This is a genomic window from uncultured Marinococcus sp. (genome assembly GCF_947493875.1).
In the GTDB taxonomy this organism is placed as follows: Bacteria; Bacillota; Bacilli; order Bacillales; family Marinococcaceae; genus Marinococcus.
On sequence record NZ_CANLSU010000013.1, the window covers coordinates 1 to 13999 of the forward strand.

The 13999-nt window shown below is 47.0% G+C and carries 16 protein-coding genes; 4 read left to right on the plus strand and 12 right to left on the minus strand.

Annotated elements, in window-relative coordinates:
* Nucleotides 1-379 precede the first annotated feature (379 nt).
* The 3 genes from perR to bcp form a co-directional block, all read right to left on the minus strand.
* On the minus strand, nt 380-817 hold the full coding sequence (perR, locus tag Q0757_RS15815; protein ID WP_298789138.1) for a peroxide-responsive transcriptional repressor PerR: 438 nt from the start codon (nt 815-817) through the stop codon (nt 380-382).
* A gap of 95 nt (nt 818-912) precedes the next feature.
* A complete protein-coding gene (locus Q0757_RS15820; protein ID WP_298789082.1) occupies nt 913-1224 on the minus strand; it encodes a cyclic-di-AMP receptor in 312 nt (103 codons plus the stop codon).
* A gap of 15 nt (nt 1225-1239) precedes the next feature.
* Nucleotides 1240-1776 (minus strand): thioredoxin-dependent thiol peroxidase, encoded by a 537-nt coding sequence (gene bcp / locus Q0757_RS15825; RefSeq protein WP_298789085.1) that lies wholly within the window; start codon nt 1774-1776, stop codon nt 1240-1242.
* Nucleotides 1777-1858: 82 nt separating this feature from the next.
* Between bcp and Q0757_RS15830 the strand changes: the two genes are divergently transcribed.
* Both Q0757_RS15830 and Q0757_RS15835 read left to right on the plus strand, forming a co-directional pair.
* Nucleotides 1859-3160 (plus strand): glutamate-1-semialdehyde 2,1-aminomutase, encoded by a 1302-nt coding sequence (locus Q0757_RS15830; RefSeq protein WP_298789086.1) that lies wholly within the window; start codon nt 1859-1861, stop codon nt 3158-3160.
* A 29-nt stretch (nt 3161-3189) separates the two neighbouring features.
* A complete protein-coding gene (locus Q0757_RS15835) occupies nt 3190-4266 on the plus strand; it encodes an aromatic acid exporter family protein (protein ID WP_298789088.1) in 1077 nt (358 codons plus the stop codon).
* 38 nt (nt 4267-4304) lie between these two features.
* On the opposite strand, the gene Q0757_RS15840 is transcribed toward Q0757_RS15835, so the two are convergent.
* The 3 genes from Q0757_RS15840 to Q0757_RS15850 are packed head-to-tail and all read right to left on the minus strand — an operon-like array spanning nt 4305 to nt 8063.
* Nucleotides 4305-5675 (minus strand): dipeptidase, encoded by a 1371-nt coding sequence (locus Q0757_RS15840; protein WP_298789092.1) that lies wholly within the window; start codon nt 5673-5675, stop codon nt 4305-4307.
* Between the two features lie 21 nt (nt 5676-5696).
* Nucleotides 5697-7439 carry an ABC transporter ATP-binding protein gene (locus Q0757_RS15845; protein ID WP_298789094.1) on the minus strand — a complete coding sequence of 581 codons (1743 nt, stop codon included), beginning with the start codon at nt 7437-7439 and terminating at the stop codon, nt 5697-5699.
* Nucleotides 7440-7451: 12 nt separating this feature from the next.
* The gene (locus Q0757_RS15850) at nt 7452-8063 is read right to left on the minus strand and encodes a DUF402 domain-containing protein (protein WP_298789096.1); all 612 of its coding nucleotides are present in this window, start codon (nt 8061-8063) and stop codon (nt 7452-7454) included.
* A gap of 89 nt (nt 8064-8152) precedes the next feature.
* Between Q0757_RS15850 and Q0757_RS15855 the strand changes: the two genes are divergently transcribed.
* Nucleotides 8153-9121: an NADPH:quinone reductase gene (locus Q0757_RS15855; protein ID WP_298789097.1), complete on the plus strand. Its 969-nt coding sequence runs from the start codon at nt 8153-8155 to the stop codon at nt 9119-9121.
* Nucleotides 9122-9151: 30 nt separating this feature from the next.
* On the opposite strand, the gene Q0757_RS15860 is transcribed toward Q0757_RS15855, so the two are convergent.
* From Q0757_RS15860 to Q0757_RS15870, 3 genes are read right to left on the minus strand one after another with little or no spacing between them, the layout of a single operon-like run.
* Complete coding sequence (locus Q0757_RS15860) at nt 9152-9907, minus strand: SDR family NAD(P)-dependent oxidoreductase (protein ID WP_298789098.1); 756 nt, start codon at nt 9905-9907, stop codon at nt 9152-9154.
* The gene (gene mutY / locus Q0757_RS15865) at nt 9904-10992 is read right to left on the minus strand and encodes an A/G-specific adenine glycosylase (protein WP_298789099.1); all 1089 of its coding nucleotides are present in this window, start codon (nt 10990-10992) and stop codon (nt 9904-9906) included. Before mutY ends, Q0757_RS15860 begins: the two co-directional genes overlap by 4 nt.
* A 24-nt stretch (nt 10993-11016) precedes the next feature.
* Nucleotides 11017-11340, minus strand: coding sequence for an MFS transporter (locus tag Q0757_RS15870; protein ID WP_298789100.1), 324 nt, complete (start codon nt 11338-11340; stop codon nt 11017-11019).
* 122 nt (nt 11341-11462) lie between these two features.
* Between Q0757_RS15870 and Q0757_RS15875 the strand changes: the two genes are divergently transcribed.
* Nucleotides 11463-12461, plus strand: a complete 999-nt coding sequence (locus Q0757_RS15875) for a metal-dependent hydrolase (RefSeq protein ID WP_298789101.1) — start codon at nt 11463-11465, stop codon at nt 12459-12461.
* A gap of 40 nt (nt 12462-12501) precedes the next feature.
* Here the strand turns inward: Q0757_RS15875 and Q0757_RS15880 are convergent, their stop codons facing one another.
* From Q0757_RS15880 to recX, 3 genes are read right to left on the minus strand one after another with little or no spacing between them, the layout of a single operon-like run.
* Nucleotides 12502-12747 carry a YfhJ family protein gene (locus tag Q0757_RS15880; protein WP_298789102.1) on the minus strand — a complete coding sequence of 82 codons (246 nt, stop codon included), beginning with the start codon at nt 12745-12747 and terminating at the stop codon, nt 12502-12504.
* A gap of 20 nt (nt 12748-12767) precedes the next feature.
* Nucleotides 12768-13076 (minus strand): YfhH family protein, encoded by a 309-nt coding sequence (locus Q0757_RS15885; protein ID WP_027847476.1) that lies wholly within the window; start codon nt 13074-13076, stop codon nt 12768-12770.
* Complete coding sequence (recX, locus tag Q0757_RS15890; protein WP_298789103.1) at nt 13042-13896, minus strand: recombination regulator RecX; 855 nt, start codon at nt 13894-13896, stop codon at nt 13042-13044. The genes Q0757_RS15885 and recX overlap by 35 nt, the downstream gene beginning before the upstream one ends.
* Between the last annotated feature and the right edge of the window lie 103 nt (nt 13897-13999).

The window sequence follows — 13999 nt, forward strand, 5'->3', positions numbered from 1 at the left end:
CCAGCGTTCGTCCTGAGCCAGGATCAAACTCTCCGTAAAAAGTTTGATGCTGTGGCATCAGTGATGCCCTAAATTTGGTTCTTTTCTTTGGGGCTCTGGCTTGTCTTTCCTTTTCAAAGAACGATCTGCCGCTAAACAGCGACTTTTATAATTTATCATTTTTGAATAATGAATGTCAACAACTTTTTGAAGAAGTTTTAATTCGTTATTCTCTTTTTTGTCAGCCGTTTTGGCGACAATTAGTAATATAACATCGGCCTATAGGACCGTCAACCACTTTTGCAAAATAATTTTAAATTAGTTTTTAAGAGAACTCTCTGCGTTTAAAAAGCATACAAAAGCCTCCATCCATTAAAAAGATGAAGGCTTTTAAAACAGCTTACTGTTTGCTCATCTTTGTACATTCCGGACATGTTCCGTAAATCTCCAGCCGGTGATCTTCAATATCAAAGCCTGTCACATGTTCAGCTAACGTTTCTACTTCATCCAGGCCTGGATAGTGAAAGTCTACAATTTTCCCGCAATCATTACATATTACATGATAATGATCTGAAGTAACGCAGTCGAATCTGCTTGAGGAGTCTCCGTAGGTTAATTCTTTCACTATGCCAGCGTCTTTAAAAACCCGAAGATTATTGTAGACTGTGGCTACACTCATGTTCGGAAAACGTTCTTCAAGAGATTTATAGATATCGTCAGCAGTCGGATGGCTCATTGAAGAGTGCAGAAACTCTAAAATAGCATGACGCTGCGGTGTCATCCGAACGTTCGTGCTTTTTAAGACACTTACTGCTTCCTGTAGGCTAGCGCTCGCCATCGTCATGCACCTCTCTTCCTGTAAAACGATTCTTTATTTGTAATTCTTATAATCTATTTTATCGGAATCCCCTGATCCTTGTCAATGAAAGGGGGTCAGTGATTCTCATCTGTTTCGGCTGATTGAAAAAAAGGAAGCATCGATACATCTAAAAGAAAAGAAGTAAACCTATTTGAATGCTCTGGCCGTTTTCCTCTGTGTTTTTCGTAAGCCAGACATATATCCTTTAAATCTGTTTTTAACTTCGATACTTCTTCCTCATTCACACCGAACATAAACGTCGTGTTTCCTTTTTTTAAAAAACCACCGCTGCCCGCAATCTCTGTCATGCGATAGCCTTTGTCTTTCATTTCCATCTCTACCTGATCGGTATAAAAATTATCGATAATACAAAGAAGCAGTTTCATGTTTTCACCCGCCTGCTATTTTTTAGAAGATGACAGGAATTCATCAACATACCGGGATACTTCCCCAATATGATCCTTTACCTTTACTTCGTCCCATACTTTCTGCACGACTCCTTCTGTATCAATAAAAAAGGTGGACCGTACAATGCCAAGGTACTCTTTACCGAAGTTTTTCTTCCATTTCCAAACTCCGTAGGCGTTAGCTGCTTCCTGTTCTTCGTCAGACAGGAGCGGGAAGGAAAGCTCGTGTTTAGCAGTAAAGTTTTCGTGTTTTTTCATTGAATCAGGGCTAACCCCGAGCACTTTGACATTTTTATCATTCAACTCTGGCAGAGCGTCCCTGAAATCGCAGGCTTCAGTTGTACATCCGGGAGTGTTATCTTTCGGATAAAAATACAAAATCACGTTCTGTCCCTGATAATCACTTAAACGAATGTTTTCGCCGGTAGTAGCGGGAAGTTCAAAATCAGGGGCTTGTTTACCTTCCAGATCTCCTGGGTTTACATTGCTTTCTTCTGTACTCACATTGATCACCTCAACACTTGTTTTCATCTTATGATATCATGGTTTTTGCTTTACTTCTCCATGATACAATAGATAAGAAATAGTTGATAGTAAGGAGAGTCAGGAAAATATGTCCTATGAAAAATCTGTCGAGCTTTATAATGAAGCCTGCGAATTGATCGTCGGAGGCGTTAACAGTCCCTCCCGTTCCTTTAAAGGAGTTGGAGGCGGCACACCGGTTTTTATGAAAGAAGGGCGCGGTGCACATTTGTTTGATGAGGATAACAATCGCTACATTGATTACCTCGGGGCCTACGGTCCTATTATTACCGGGCACGGCCATCCGCATATCGCTGAAGCAATCAATGAGGCTGCCCGTACAGGCACTCTGCTTGGCACCCCTACTAAATGGGAAAACGTGTTTGCACGTAAATTAAAAGATGCGGTACCTTCACTTGAGAAAGTCAGGTTTGTCAATTCCGGCACTGAAGCTGTAATGACCACCATCCGCGTAGCCAGAGCCTATACCGGCAAACATAAAATTATCAAATTCGAAGGGTGCTACCATGGCCACTCCGACCTGGTGCTGGTCGCAGCGGGTTCCGGCCCGTCGACACTGGGGTCCCCGGACTCTGCGGGTGTGACTCCCAACATTGCCGCAGAAGTCATTACTGTGCCGTTTAACGACATTGACAGCTTCCGCGAAGCCATTGAACGCTGGGGAGACGAAACGGCTGCAGTCCTTATCGAACCTATTGTAGGTAATTTCGGCCTTGTGGAACCGGAGCCCGGCTACCTTGAAGAGATTAAAAAACTCACACACGAATCGGACTCTCTTCTTATCTTTGATGAAGTCATTACTGCTTTTCGTTTCACCTACGGTGCTGCCCAAAACATGCTCCAGGTGGAACCGGATATGACCGCTATGGGGAAAATTATCGGAGGCGGTCTGCCGATCGGCGCTTACGGCGGCCGGGTGGATGTCATGGAGCAGGTCGCTCCTCTGGGCCCGGCCTACCAGGCAGGAACAATGTCCGGAAACCCGGCTTCCATGCGAGCAGGCATCGCCTGCCTTGAAGTATTGGAAAAAGACGGGGTATACGATACATTAGACCAACTGGGTGAACGCCTTGAAACAGGTCTTCTCGAGCAGGCTGAAAAGTACAGCATACCTGTTACAATCAATCGGTTAAAAGGAATGTTTACCGTTTATTTCACAGACGAAACCGTAAAAGATTACAAAGGGGCCGAGCGTTCAAACTCTAAAAGATTCAGCATCTTTTTTAAAGAAATGCTCGACCGCGGCGTTCACCTTGCTCCTTCAAAATATGAAGCCTGGTTTCTCACCACTGAGCACAGCATTGAGGACATAGAGGAAACGCTGGAAGCTTCGGAACAGGCCTTTGCAGCGTTAAGCAGCTACATTCACTAAGTTCAATACAGAAAGGAATACAATCCGTTATGAAGCTGGGAGCCAGAATTTTCAAGACCGGTCTTGCGATCGTTCTCGCTATATACGCAGCATCGTGGATTGGATTGAACCCTCCTTTTTTCGCAGCTATCGCCGCTACTTTCGCTATTCAACCGTCCATTTCCCGGACTTTCCAGACAATGCTGGATCAGCTCCAGGCTAATATCATCGGGGCTGGCACAGCTATTGTTATGGTACTTGCGTTCGGCCACGATCCGGTAATCATTGGAGTTACGGTGATGATTATTATTGCAGGCATTCTAGGATTAAAACTGGATGCCTCCACCATTCCAATCGCTGTTGTGACGGTCATTATTATCATGGGCAGGCCCGGAGACGGCAATTTTATTTTATTTGCCTCCGAACGGTTTGCTTTAATTATGCTCGGGATTCTTGCTTCCTTTTTAGTCAACATGCTGTTTCTGCCGCCAAAGCATGAAACCAAGCTGTATCAGCAGATTCGGGATGTGACCCAGGATACTATTCAGTGGATCCGGCTGCTTGGAAGGCATGAAACTAACCGTCAGACGCTGCGAAAGGACCTTTCCTCCCTTAAAGATCAAACGGTCTCCATCGAAAACCTGTACCTTCTGTTTAAAGAAGAACGCGTGTACACTAAAAAGGCAAGGCTTACCCGGGACCGGCGTGTTGTTCTTTTTAAACAAATGATCGCTTCGATGAATAAAATCGTGACCATTCTGCGCACGCTTGATAAGTTTGAAAACGATATGCAGCATACGCCTTCAGAAATGCAGGAAGCCATACGCAATCAGCTTGATCATCTTATGGATTACCACGACAGAATTCTTCAACGTTATGTAGGCAAGGTGACCACCCATCTCACAGAGGAAATGGCCGAAGAGGTCGATGAAGGCAGAGTGTCTTTAACCGATCAGCTTATGGAAATGTATGATCACCAGAATATCGACCGCTCGGAATGGCTCCATCTTCTTCCCATTGTCGCACACATCGTCGAGTACAATGAGCAGCTTGAACATCTCGACCGGCTTGTTGAGACCTATTTCCGCTATCACAGCAGCGAAGACTTCTTTGCTATTGAAAACTAAAAGGAGGGCGCCCGCTAATGGGTGCCCTCCTTTTTCGTTTATAAATTTTCACTGATTTCTATCAAATATTCTGCTAAAGCCTCGAGGCCTTTGTCGTAGTTTTCCAGATGGAAATGTTCATTTGGCGCATGAAAGTTTTCGGTTGGAAGACCAAATCCCATTAAAGCTACCGGCACATTTAAAATCTCGGAGAACGTTTCAATAACAGGAACAGACCCTCCCATTCGGGTATATGCTGCCGTCGTGCCGTACGCTGTTTCAAGCGCTCTCCCGGCTGCCTGAATGGCCGGGTGGTCAAATGGAGTCACAAACGGCCTGCCTTTATCAAACGGAATCACGTCCACCTCCACCCCTTTAGGAGTTTTATGCTGGACGTGCGCCGTCAGCTTTTCCACAATCTCATCGGGATCCTGGTCAGGCACGAGCCGGCACGTTATCTTGGCTGAAGCCGCAGAAGGAAGCACCGTTTTGATCCCCTCTCCCTGGAAGCCTCCATGCATCCCGTTAATTTCCAGCGTCGGGCGGGCCCACGTTCTTTCCAAAAACGAAAATCCTTCCTCGCCAAACAGCTCCGGTACGTTTAGTTCTTTTCTTGTATTTTCTTCATCATATGAAAGTTCTGCATATGCCTGGCGTTCCTGGCCGGTCAGCGAAACGACCCGGTCGTAAAAGCCATCAACGGTAATACGGCCGCTGTCATCATGCATGGAAGCAAGTATATCAGCCAAGGCATGAAGCGGATTTGCAACCCCGCCGCCGTACAGGCCGGAGTGCAGGTCTCCTTTAGCTCCATTTACATCAATCTGAATTCCCGCAAGTCCCCGCAGTCCATAGCAGACTGTCGGCCGGCCCTTTTCGAGCATCGGTGTATCGGAAACCAGCAGTACATCCCCCTGCAGCAGATCCCGGTGCTTTTCCACAAACTCATCCAGATTAGGGCTGCCAATCTCTTCTTCTCCTTCAATGCAAAACTTTACATTCACCGGAAGCTCCTGTTTCGTCTGCATAAAGGCTTCAATCGTTTTAAGGTGCATAAACACCTGGCCTTTATCGTCAGTCGCACCGCGGGCATAAATTTTTTCATCCCGTATGTCCGGCTGAAACGGCGGCGTTTCCCACAGTTCAACCGGATCGGCCGGCTGCACGTCATAATGCCCGTAAAACAGGACCGTAGGCTTTCCCGGGGCATGCATCCAATCCCCGTACACGACCGGATGTCCACCGGTTTCCATAACAGCCGTGTTTTCCAGACCTGCTGACTGCATGCTCTCCTCCACCCAGGAGGCAGCTGTTTCCATATCCGGTTTATGCTCCGGGTCTGCACTGATGCTTGGTATTGATAAAAATTCTTTTAGCTGGTTTAAGTGGCTGCTGCGATGATGCTTGAAATAATTTTTGACTTCTTCCATGGTCGCCTCCCAGTTTTTTATTTACACGTGCTGAACGTCAAACAGCCGCTGGTAGGAGCCTTCTGCCATCATTAGCTGCTCGTGGCTGCCTGACTCCACTACACGGCCGTCTTCGATGACAACAATCCGGTCTGCGTGGGTAATCGTTGAAAGCCTGTGCGCTACGATAAAAGTAGTTCTGTCCCGGGCAAGCCGCTCCATCGCTTCCTGGATATAGTGCTCACTTTCCAGGTCCAGTGCCGAGGTGGCTTCATCAAACACAAGTATCGATGGATTTTTCAAAAACACGCGCGCAATGGCAATCCGCTGCTTCTGACCACCGGAAAGCTTCACGCCCCGTTCTCCGACTGGAGTATCGTAGGCGAGCGGCAGTTCGTTGATAAACACCTCGGCGTTCGCCATACGCGCTGCCTGTATGACTTCCTCATCCGTGGCATCCGGTTTTCCCATCCGGATATTTTCTTTCACTGATTCGCTGAATAAAATGTTGTCCTGCAGCACCATGCCGATATGGTCCCGGAGCGTGCGCACTTCGTAATCCCGCACATCTTTTCCATCAAGAAGCAGAGAACCGCCGGTGACATCGTAAAACCGCGGAAGGAGACTGACGATCGTACTCTTACCGCCGCCGCTCATGCCGACAAGCGCGATGGTTTCTCCCGGGCGCACATGCAGATCGACATCCTTTAATACATCGTTAGTGTCCTCTTCATATTTAAACCATACGTGGTCAAACCTGATGTCGCCTTTGACGTGCTGCACCGGCACGGCTGTTTCTTTGTCGGTAATATCGTATTTTTCATCAATAAATTCAAACACCCGGTCCATTGAAGCGATCGACTGCACAAGGGTGGTGGATGAATTCACCAGACGACGCAGCGGGCTGTATAGTCTCTCCATGTAGGAGGTGAATGCCACCATTTCCCCGACGGACAAATTCCCGTACAAAACAGCCATACCGGCTGCCAGGATGACTACCAGTGGTGCCACGTCCGTCACGGTGTTAACGGCTGCGAATGTTTTAGCGTTCCAGCGCGTATGATCCACCGCCCGGTCCAGGAACTGTTTGTTTCTTGTATCAAACTGTCCCTGCTCATGATTTTCAAGAGCGAAGCTCCGGATCACGCTCATTCCCTGCACCCGTTCATGGAGATGTCCCTGCACGTTTGCAAGCGCCTGCGATCTTGCTTTTGTTAAATCCCGCAGCCTCGAATAAAAATATTTGATGAAAAAGGCGTAAATGGGTAAAAACAACATCGCCACCAGCGTCAATTCCACGTCCATTGTAAACATAATAATAAGTGCAATAATAATGGTCGCAAGATCAAGCCATATATTCATCAGACCGGTAATGACAAAGTCTTTTGTCAGTTCAACATCGTTGATTACCCGCGAAATGATTTCGCCGGCTTTGCGGTTGGAATAAAAACGAAGGCTCAATTTTTGAATATGGCTGAACAATTGGTCACGGATATCGTATAAAACCTTATTGCCCGTCCACTGGGCAAAGTACTGCCGGTAATATTCAATTGGCGGACGAACGATAATAAAAAGCACAACCGCTCCGCCTGCCAGCCAGGCGAGCACTCGTGCTTTTTCAGCTGTTGCCATGCCATCGGCCAACAGCACGTGGTCGATAATATAAGCAAGAATGAGCGGCGTTAAAAGCGGCAGACCGAATTTGAAAATACCAATGGTCACTGTTACCGCAATTATTTTATTGTACGGCCGCACAAACTGCATGTAGCGTTTAATACTGCCCATCTTTTTCACCTCTTATCGAAAAAACAAAAAACGCTCATACCACTGTTCGATAAAATGAGAGTTAAATGGGCCTTTTCTCTGGCAGATCCAATTCTGCAGTTCCCGAATACTCGTGTCCATCTTTTCATCTATCTGCGCAGGGTAATTCATTTCTTTTTTATGCTGGGCATACTCGTCCTCATCCAGTAAATTGTAGGTCATGTCCGGAAAAACTTTAATATCCAAATCATAATCGATATATTTAAGAGCTTCACTGTCGTAGACAAACGGCGTGCCCAGGTTACAATAATAGTGCACTCCATCAGACCGGATCATACCAATAACGTTGAACCATTTCTCAGCATGAAAATAACAAATAGCAGGCTCTCTCGTTCTCCAGACCCTTCCGTCCGATTCGTGAACCAGAATACGGTCGTTGCCGCCAATGACTTCTCTGCTTGTACCTTTCAGTATTAATGTTTCTTCCCATACACGGTGGAGCGATCCGTTATGCTTATAACTCTGCACCTGGATAGGCTTACCTGTTTCCGGGAAGCTTGCGGCGATTTCGTTACGCTCGGCCAATGTGTCCCGCCTCCCTTCTTCTGCAATTTTTGCTGCCTTCTTTTTTCTATCACCTTCCATTATACATTTCTTCTGTCGATCTGAAAAACTGTTACGATGAAAGAGAAGGCAAAAAACTATCATATGCAGAATGAAAGGAGACGATTTTCGTGAAAGCAATCATTTATTATGAGCAGGGAACACCGGAAGTTCTGACTACAGAAGAGGTGGAAAAACCTGATATTCAGCTGGATGAAGTCCTTATCCGGGTAAAGGCAGTCGGCCTTAATCCCGTTGACACGTATTTCCGCTCCGGGAAACGTCCCGTATCCATCTTCCCGGCTATTCCACATTTCGATGCTGCCGGAATAGTTGAAGAAGTTGGCAGCAGTGCTGGAAGCTTTCAGCCGGGTGACCGGGTATGGGGCACCAACATTCCAAACGCCGCTGCAGAATGGGCAGCCGCCCCGGCTTCAAACATTTTTCCGCTTCCTGAAGCTATGAGCTTTGCTGAAGGAGCATCTCTTGGTATTCCTGCTCTCACTGCCCATCTCGCTTTGTTTTTCCGGGCCGCACTTCAGCCTGAAGAGACCGTGCTTATTTACGGCGGCGCCGGGGCGGTCGGCCATGCCGCCATACAGCTGGCCAAGCATCATAACGCCTTTGTTATCACTACAGCGAGCAGCACTGAAAAGCACGAAATCGCCCGCCGGGCAGGTGCAGACATGGTTTTGAATCTAAATGATGAAAGCTGGAAGGAGGATTTTGCTGCAGCTTCAGGGCAGCCGGGCGCTGATGTTATCCTTGATATGTCTTTCAGTGAAAATGCCGACACGGACCTGCAGATCCTTTCACCAGGAGGACGAATCGTCGCTGTCGGCTCGCCGGTGAATAATATGCCGAGCTTCCCATGGCAGCTTTTAAACAAAAAATATGCTTCCATTCTCGGCATTCTTCTTTTCACAGCACCTGCCCCGGCCCTGCAGGAAGCAGCTTCCGGGGTGCAACGGGCTTATGACCACGGCGTCTTTTCCCCGCATGTAGCCCGTACCTATCCTATAGATGAAGCTGCCCAGGCCCACACAGATTTGGAAAATAAGCGCTACTCCGGAAACCTCGTGCTCACTATTTCCGACTAAGCATAAAACCGAAGGCCGAGGCCTTCGGTTTTATATATTCATCCGGGACTGCCCGCCGTCAGCGGTGAGCGTTGTGCCAACAAGCCAACGTGCCTCCTGCGAAGCGAGAAACAATGCTGCGTCTGCCACTTCCTCCACATTGCCGAATCTTCCGGCAGGAATATTCTGTTCCACAAACCGTTCCATCGCTTCAGGATTTTCCTCTATCCGTTTCTGCCAGTTGCCAGTAGGGTGCAGAATGGACCCCGGAGCAATCGAATTGACCCGCACACCGTCTCTTATCCATTCATTACCTGCTGCTTTTGTGAAGCTGATCAGCGCCGCTTTGGCGTTATTGTACGTAGCTTTTCCGCCAGCTTCCTTCCCAAAGATCGACGTAATATTAATAACTGCTCCACCGCGTTCCTTCATCTGTTCATACGCCATTTTACTGAAGTGTACAGCCTGAAAGTAATTTGTTTCCATCGCCTGCGTAAATTCTTCCATGGAGGTATCCGCAATTTTTCCCCCGCTGCTTCCGCCGGCATTATTCACCAGTATGTCAATTCCGCCAAACGTTTCGATAAACCGTTGAAAGGTATTTTGCCTTTCACCATCTACAGTAACATCGCAGACATATGTCTCAATGTCCCCAATCTCTTCTTTGGCAGCTTTTAGCCCTTCTTCGGAACGCGCTAAAATACCAACGCGGGCTCCTTCGTTATAAAACGCCTGGGCAATGCCTTTTCCTATTCCTTTGGAACCGCCTGTAACCAGTACTTTCTTTTCCTCGAAAGCCTTGCTCATTTTAACTCCATCCCTTCAACCAGTGTTTTATAGATTTTTTGGTGCGCCACAGGTAACGCGTAGTTCGCTATGTCCTTCAGCGGAACCCATTTCCAGCCCTCAGGCAGAAAGATTTTTTCCGCCTTCCCTTCATATACGTGCACATTCCAGATCAAATGCGAAAATGTTTGTTCCACACGCTGCACGGGACGATCAATTTTGGGGTTTATGAATGCGTTCCCCTCAAGGTAAGCACCCATTTCTTCGGCGCGCTCCGCTTCATTTTCCACTGCCGTGTTGGGAAATTCCCACAGCCTGGCAAGAAGCCCTTTATCCGGCCGTTGATGAATTAATACTTCCCCGTCCTCGTTCCAAATAATCGCCGCTGCCATTTCCTGTTTTCTCGGGGCCTTTTTCTTTTCTTTTACCGGAAGCTCCTCCTGCACCCCCGCTGCTCTTGCTTTACAGTGCTCCTGCACCGGGCACAGCAGACAGCCCGGCGAGGTTGGCGTACAGATAAGAGCACCAAGCTCCATCACTGCCTGATTAAAGTCCGACGGTGAGGTGAGCGGCAGAATCTCGCCAAGCACTGCTTCGAACGTACTTTTTGTGGACTGTTTGCCGATATCTTCATACAAGCATAACAGTCTTGAAAACACGCGCATTACGTTCCCATCCACAGCCGGCTCCGGTTTATCAAAAGCAATACTGAGTACTGCTCCGGCTGTATAGGGACCTACTCCCTTAAGCGACCGAAACTCTTTTTTTCCACTCGGAACTTCTCCCCCATATTCTTCAGCTACTTCTTTGACCGCCTGGTGCAGGTTTCTGGCCCGGGAATAATACCCAAGGCCTTCCCATTGCTTCATCACCTGGTCCTCTTCTGCTTCTGCCAGGGCTTCGATAGTGGGAAAAGCTTCTAAAAACCGGTAGTAATATGGAATGACTGTATCAACCTTTGTCTGTTGAAGCATAATCTCCGAAATCCATATGTGATAAGGATCTGCGCTCCTTCGCCAGGGCAGATCTCTTTTTTGTTGCCGGTACCAGTCGACTAAGTCCTGCTGAAACTGTTCCGGCGAAAAATTCTCCAATAGTGGGTTCATAGCAGTTCACTCTTTCTCTTTATTTTAGTTCCCATACGGTCCCTGTTTTTCAAAACACCAGCAGTGCACTTTTTTCATCCCTCCGGGAACGAATTCATCAAGGCGGGCGTATACGCTGTGCTCTGCCTCTGTTCGTTTAGCTTTAAGGGATTTGTACTGCTCAGGCGTATTAACGGCAAACATCTCTACAAATAATGCGCCCTGATCCACAGACTCAAACCATTCATAATTATTCACCTGCTCATTGAGCATAGCAGAAGAAATTTCTTCCATGGCGCTTAAAAATTCAGTTCTTTTCTCTTCTGATATCCGGTATTCCATAAAAACGACGTATTTCTGCGGATTCATACAATTCTCCTTTTTGAAACAAACTGTTTAGGGTATGATGGAACTACACTGGTACAGTCTGTGCTTGTTTGATGCCACAGGCTTTTTTTGTTTCAGCATGCCATAAATTAAAGGTGGTGCCAATGGATACAGCAACTCACACTGTAATGGGGATAGGTCTCGGCGGCCTTGCCACCATTGATCCTGCTATTTCAACCGAAGGCGGAGCAATGGGTACAATCCTGATCGCGACAATTATAGGCTCTCAGGCCCCTGATTTTGATACCGTATTAAAACTGAAAAATAATGCCGTCTATATCCGCTACCACCGCGGCCCGACACACTCCATACCCGCCGTATTAATCTGGCCGGTGCTGCTGGCCGCTCTTATATATATGTTTTCTCCGGACGTTGCTTTTTCGCATTTATGGCTCTGGTCCTTTATCGCTGTCGCTCTTCACGTTTTTGTTGATATTTTTAATGCCTACGGCACACAGGCATTGTCTCCGTTTACGAGGCGTTGGATAGCGCTTGGCGTGATTAATATTTTTGATTCAGTACTCTTTTTTTCCCACCTGTTTGTATTTATTCTCTGGTGGTTTGATGTACCTAGAGCACCCTCTATGATTGTTCTATACGTTTTTTTGCTTTTTTACTATTTGTGGCGGTTCCAGGCCCGAAACATTGTTTTGCAAAGAGCCCGGCGCCTGCATCCGGATGCCACACACCTGTTTATTTCACCGACGTACAACTGGTACCGGTGGCATTTGGTTATTCGTACGCCGCACAGGTTATTTGTCACCAATTACCGAAACGGCCGGCTTCGCTACTTTGAAACGTATCCGTTTGAACCAATTCCTGATGATCCGGTTATTAATGCAGCCAGATACGATCGGAACCTTGCTTCTTTTCTGTCCTTCTCCCCTACGTACCGTTGGATCGTCCGAAACACAGAAGAGGGATACGAAGTGAAATTCATTGACCTGCGTTACCGCAGCAAGGGCTACTATCCGTTTGTAGCGGTCGTTCAACTGAACGAGGAATTAGAGATTATGACTTCCTACACCGGCTGGATTTTCAGCGATGATACGCTTCACAAAAAACTCGACAAAGGCCGGGCCTTTTCCTATTATACTCAATAATAAAGAGTACGGAGCCGATCTCCGTACTCTTTACTTATATCTAATTAATGCCAAAAAACTTTTCATTCGTTGCTTCGTAGCGGTGCAGGTGCGGACCGTACTGACGGACCCATTTTTCCACGATCTGCCCGGTTACTTCTTCCCCCTTGTACGTGCGGCCTGCTCTCGCCTGCGTGGATTCAAAATCCTCCCATAAAAAATCTACCCATTCCCGGGCTTTTTCGTCTGTTAACTCACTATTGACGGAAAGAAGAGTTTCCAATAAATAATTTTTCTGGTTTTCCATTCCAATCGTGCCTCCATTCTTTATTTTTCAACCAGCAGAGAAAACGGCAGTGCTTCGATCTGGCTTGAATTGTTCCGGTATCCCCAGGCAAACACGCCGTTAATAAATTCTACTTCGAAGGTGGACCCTTCCTGGGCGATGCGGTACGTTTTCCCCGGCTGATAGTCCGCTGGATCAAGCATGTACGTTTTCGCCATTGCGATTTTACGCTCATAAACTGCAAATTCATTTCCTCTTCCCATTTGCTCGGCTTTTTTAGACTTTTCGTTTAAGCTTGCGATTTCCTGTTCAAGCTCATACCTGCTCATCTGGCTGTATCTTTTTTCCATTCCCATGCTCGGTCTCCTCTCTTTTTTCATCTAAAAACCGTTGGATATGCTCCATCGGAAATTGCTTCCGGTATAGGTATTCTTTGATTTTCTGTTCAAGCTGACGGCCTTCAAGTTTGCCTTCCCATTTCCGGTAAGCTTTTTCTCCCTGCACGAGCACCGAGTTCCACTCATCTTCCTCTGAAGGAGAAAAGTCCGCCTCTTTTACAGCGGCTGAAGCTGTTTCATGATCATATCCTTTCCGGAGCAGCATTTGCAACAAACGCTGTTTCACCGCACCGGCCGATTCACCTTTTTTCTGACTCCCCTTCTTTTCTGCAGCGGTCACGGCCCGGTCGAGAGCCAGTTCATCAGTCAGTGTTTTCATCGCCTCGGAAATATAACTCTCCGCAACGCCTTTTTTCCCCAGGTCCATTCTGATGACTTTCGGCCCTTTATCAGTCGTGTTAATTTTTGTTCGCACAAACGCTTTGGCAAATTCGCGGTCATTTAAGAATTTATATTTTTTCGCTTTTTCGACCGCCTTCGATGCAGAGGCCTCTGTAAACTCTTTTTCTATTAGATGGTCATATACTTCTTTTTCTGTCCGCATCACACTCGATAAGTAATGCAGCGCCCGGTTCCATGCCTTACGTTCATGATCGTCTTCAATCAGAAGTTCAAGCTCTTTTTCCGTCAGTTCCTTTCCCTTTTTAAGATCCCACTGGACCAAAACAGCTTCATCCACACCGGTTGTGAATGCTTCCCGGCCGGTCTGATCGGTGAAAATATTGTATCGCTCGGGATTATTTTTCTGCACTTCAATTTTTGTAATTTTCACAAAGGCCCTCTCCTTTTGCATAGTGGAAAATGATTATGACAACCCGCTTTTGGGTAAAGTTGAATAGTTTCAAAAGTGACGTATTTACATCACCTTAAGGACT

What these genes read in the sequence shown, in the direction of transcription:
- perR (WP_298789138.1), bottom strand. Translation starts at nt 817, where the DNA reads ATGGCGAGCGCTAGCCTACAGGAAGCAGTAAGTGTCTTAAAAAGCACG.
- Q0757_RS15820 (WP_298789082.1), bottom strand. Translation starts at nt 1,224, where the DNA reads ATGAAACTGCTTCTTTGTATTATCGATAATTTTTATACCGATCAGGTA.
- bcp (WP_298789085.1), bottom strand. Translation starts at nt 1,776, where the DNA reads ATGAAAACAAGTGTTGAGGTGATCAATGTGAGTACAGAAGAAAGCAAT.
- Q0757_RS15830 (WP_298789086.1), top strand. Translation starts at nt 1,859, where the DNA reads ATGTCCTATGAAAAATCTGTCGAGCTTTATAATGAAGCCTGCGAATTG.
- Q0757_RS15835 (WP_298789088.1), top strand. Translation starts at nt 3,190, where the DNA reads ATGAAGCTGGGAGCCAGAATTTTCAAGACCGGTCTTGCGATCGTTCTC.
- Q0757_RS15840 (WP_298789092.1), bottom strand. Translation starts at nt 5,675, where the DNA reads ATGGAAGAAGTCAAAAATTATTTCAAGCATCATCGCAGCAGCCACTTA.
- Q0757_RS15845 (WP_298789094.1), bottom strand. Translation starts at nt 7,439, where the DNA reads ATGGGCAGTATTAAACGCTACATGCAGTTTGTGCGGCCGTACAATAAA.
- Q0757_RS15850 (WP_298789096.1), bottom strand. Translation starts at nt 8,063, where the DNA reads ATGGAAGGTGATAGAAAAAAGAAGGCAGCAAAAATTGCAGAAGAAGGG.
- Q0757_RS15860 (WP_298789098.1), bottom strand. Translation starts at nt 9,907, where the DNA reads ATGAGCAAGGCTTTCGAGGAAAAGAAAGTACTGGTTACAGGCGGTTCC.
- mutY (WP_298789099.1), bottom strand. Translation starts at nt 10,992, where the DNA reads ATGAACCCACTATTGGAGAATTTTTCGCCGGAACAGTTTCAGCAGGAC.
- Q0757_RS15870 (WP_298789100.1), bottom strand. Translation starts at nt 11,340, where the DNA reads ATGAATCCGCAGAAATACGTCGTTTTTATGGAATACCGGATATCAGAA.
- Q0757_RS15875 (WP_298789101.1), top strand. Translation starts at nt 11,463, where the DNA reads ATGGATACAGCAACTCACACTGTAATGGGGATAGGTCTCGGCGGCCTT.
- Q0757_RS15880 (WP_298789102.1), bottom strand. Translation starts at nt 12,747, where the DNA reads ATGGAAAACCAGAAAAATTATTTATTGGAAACTCTTCTTTCCGTCAAT.
- Q0757_RS15885 (WP_027847476.1), bottom strand. Translation starts at nt 13,076, where the DNA reads ATGGAAAAAAGATACAGCCAGATGAGCAGGTATGAGCTTGAACAGGAA.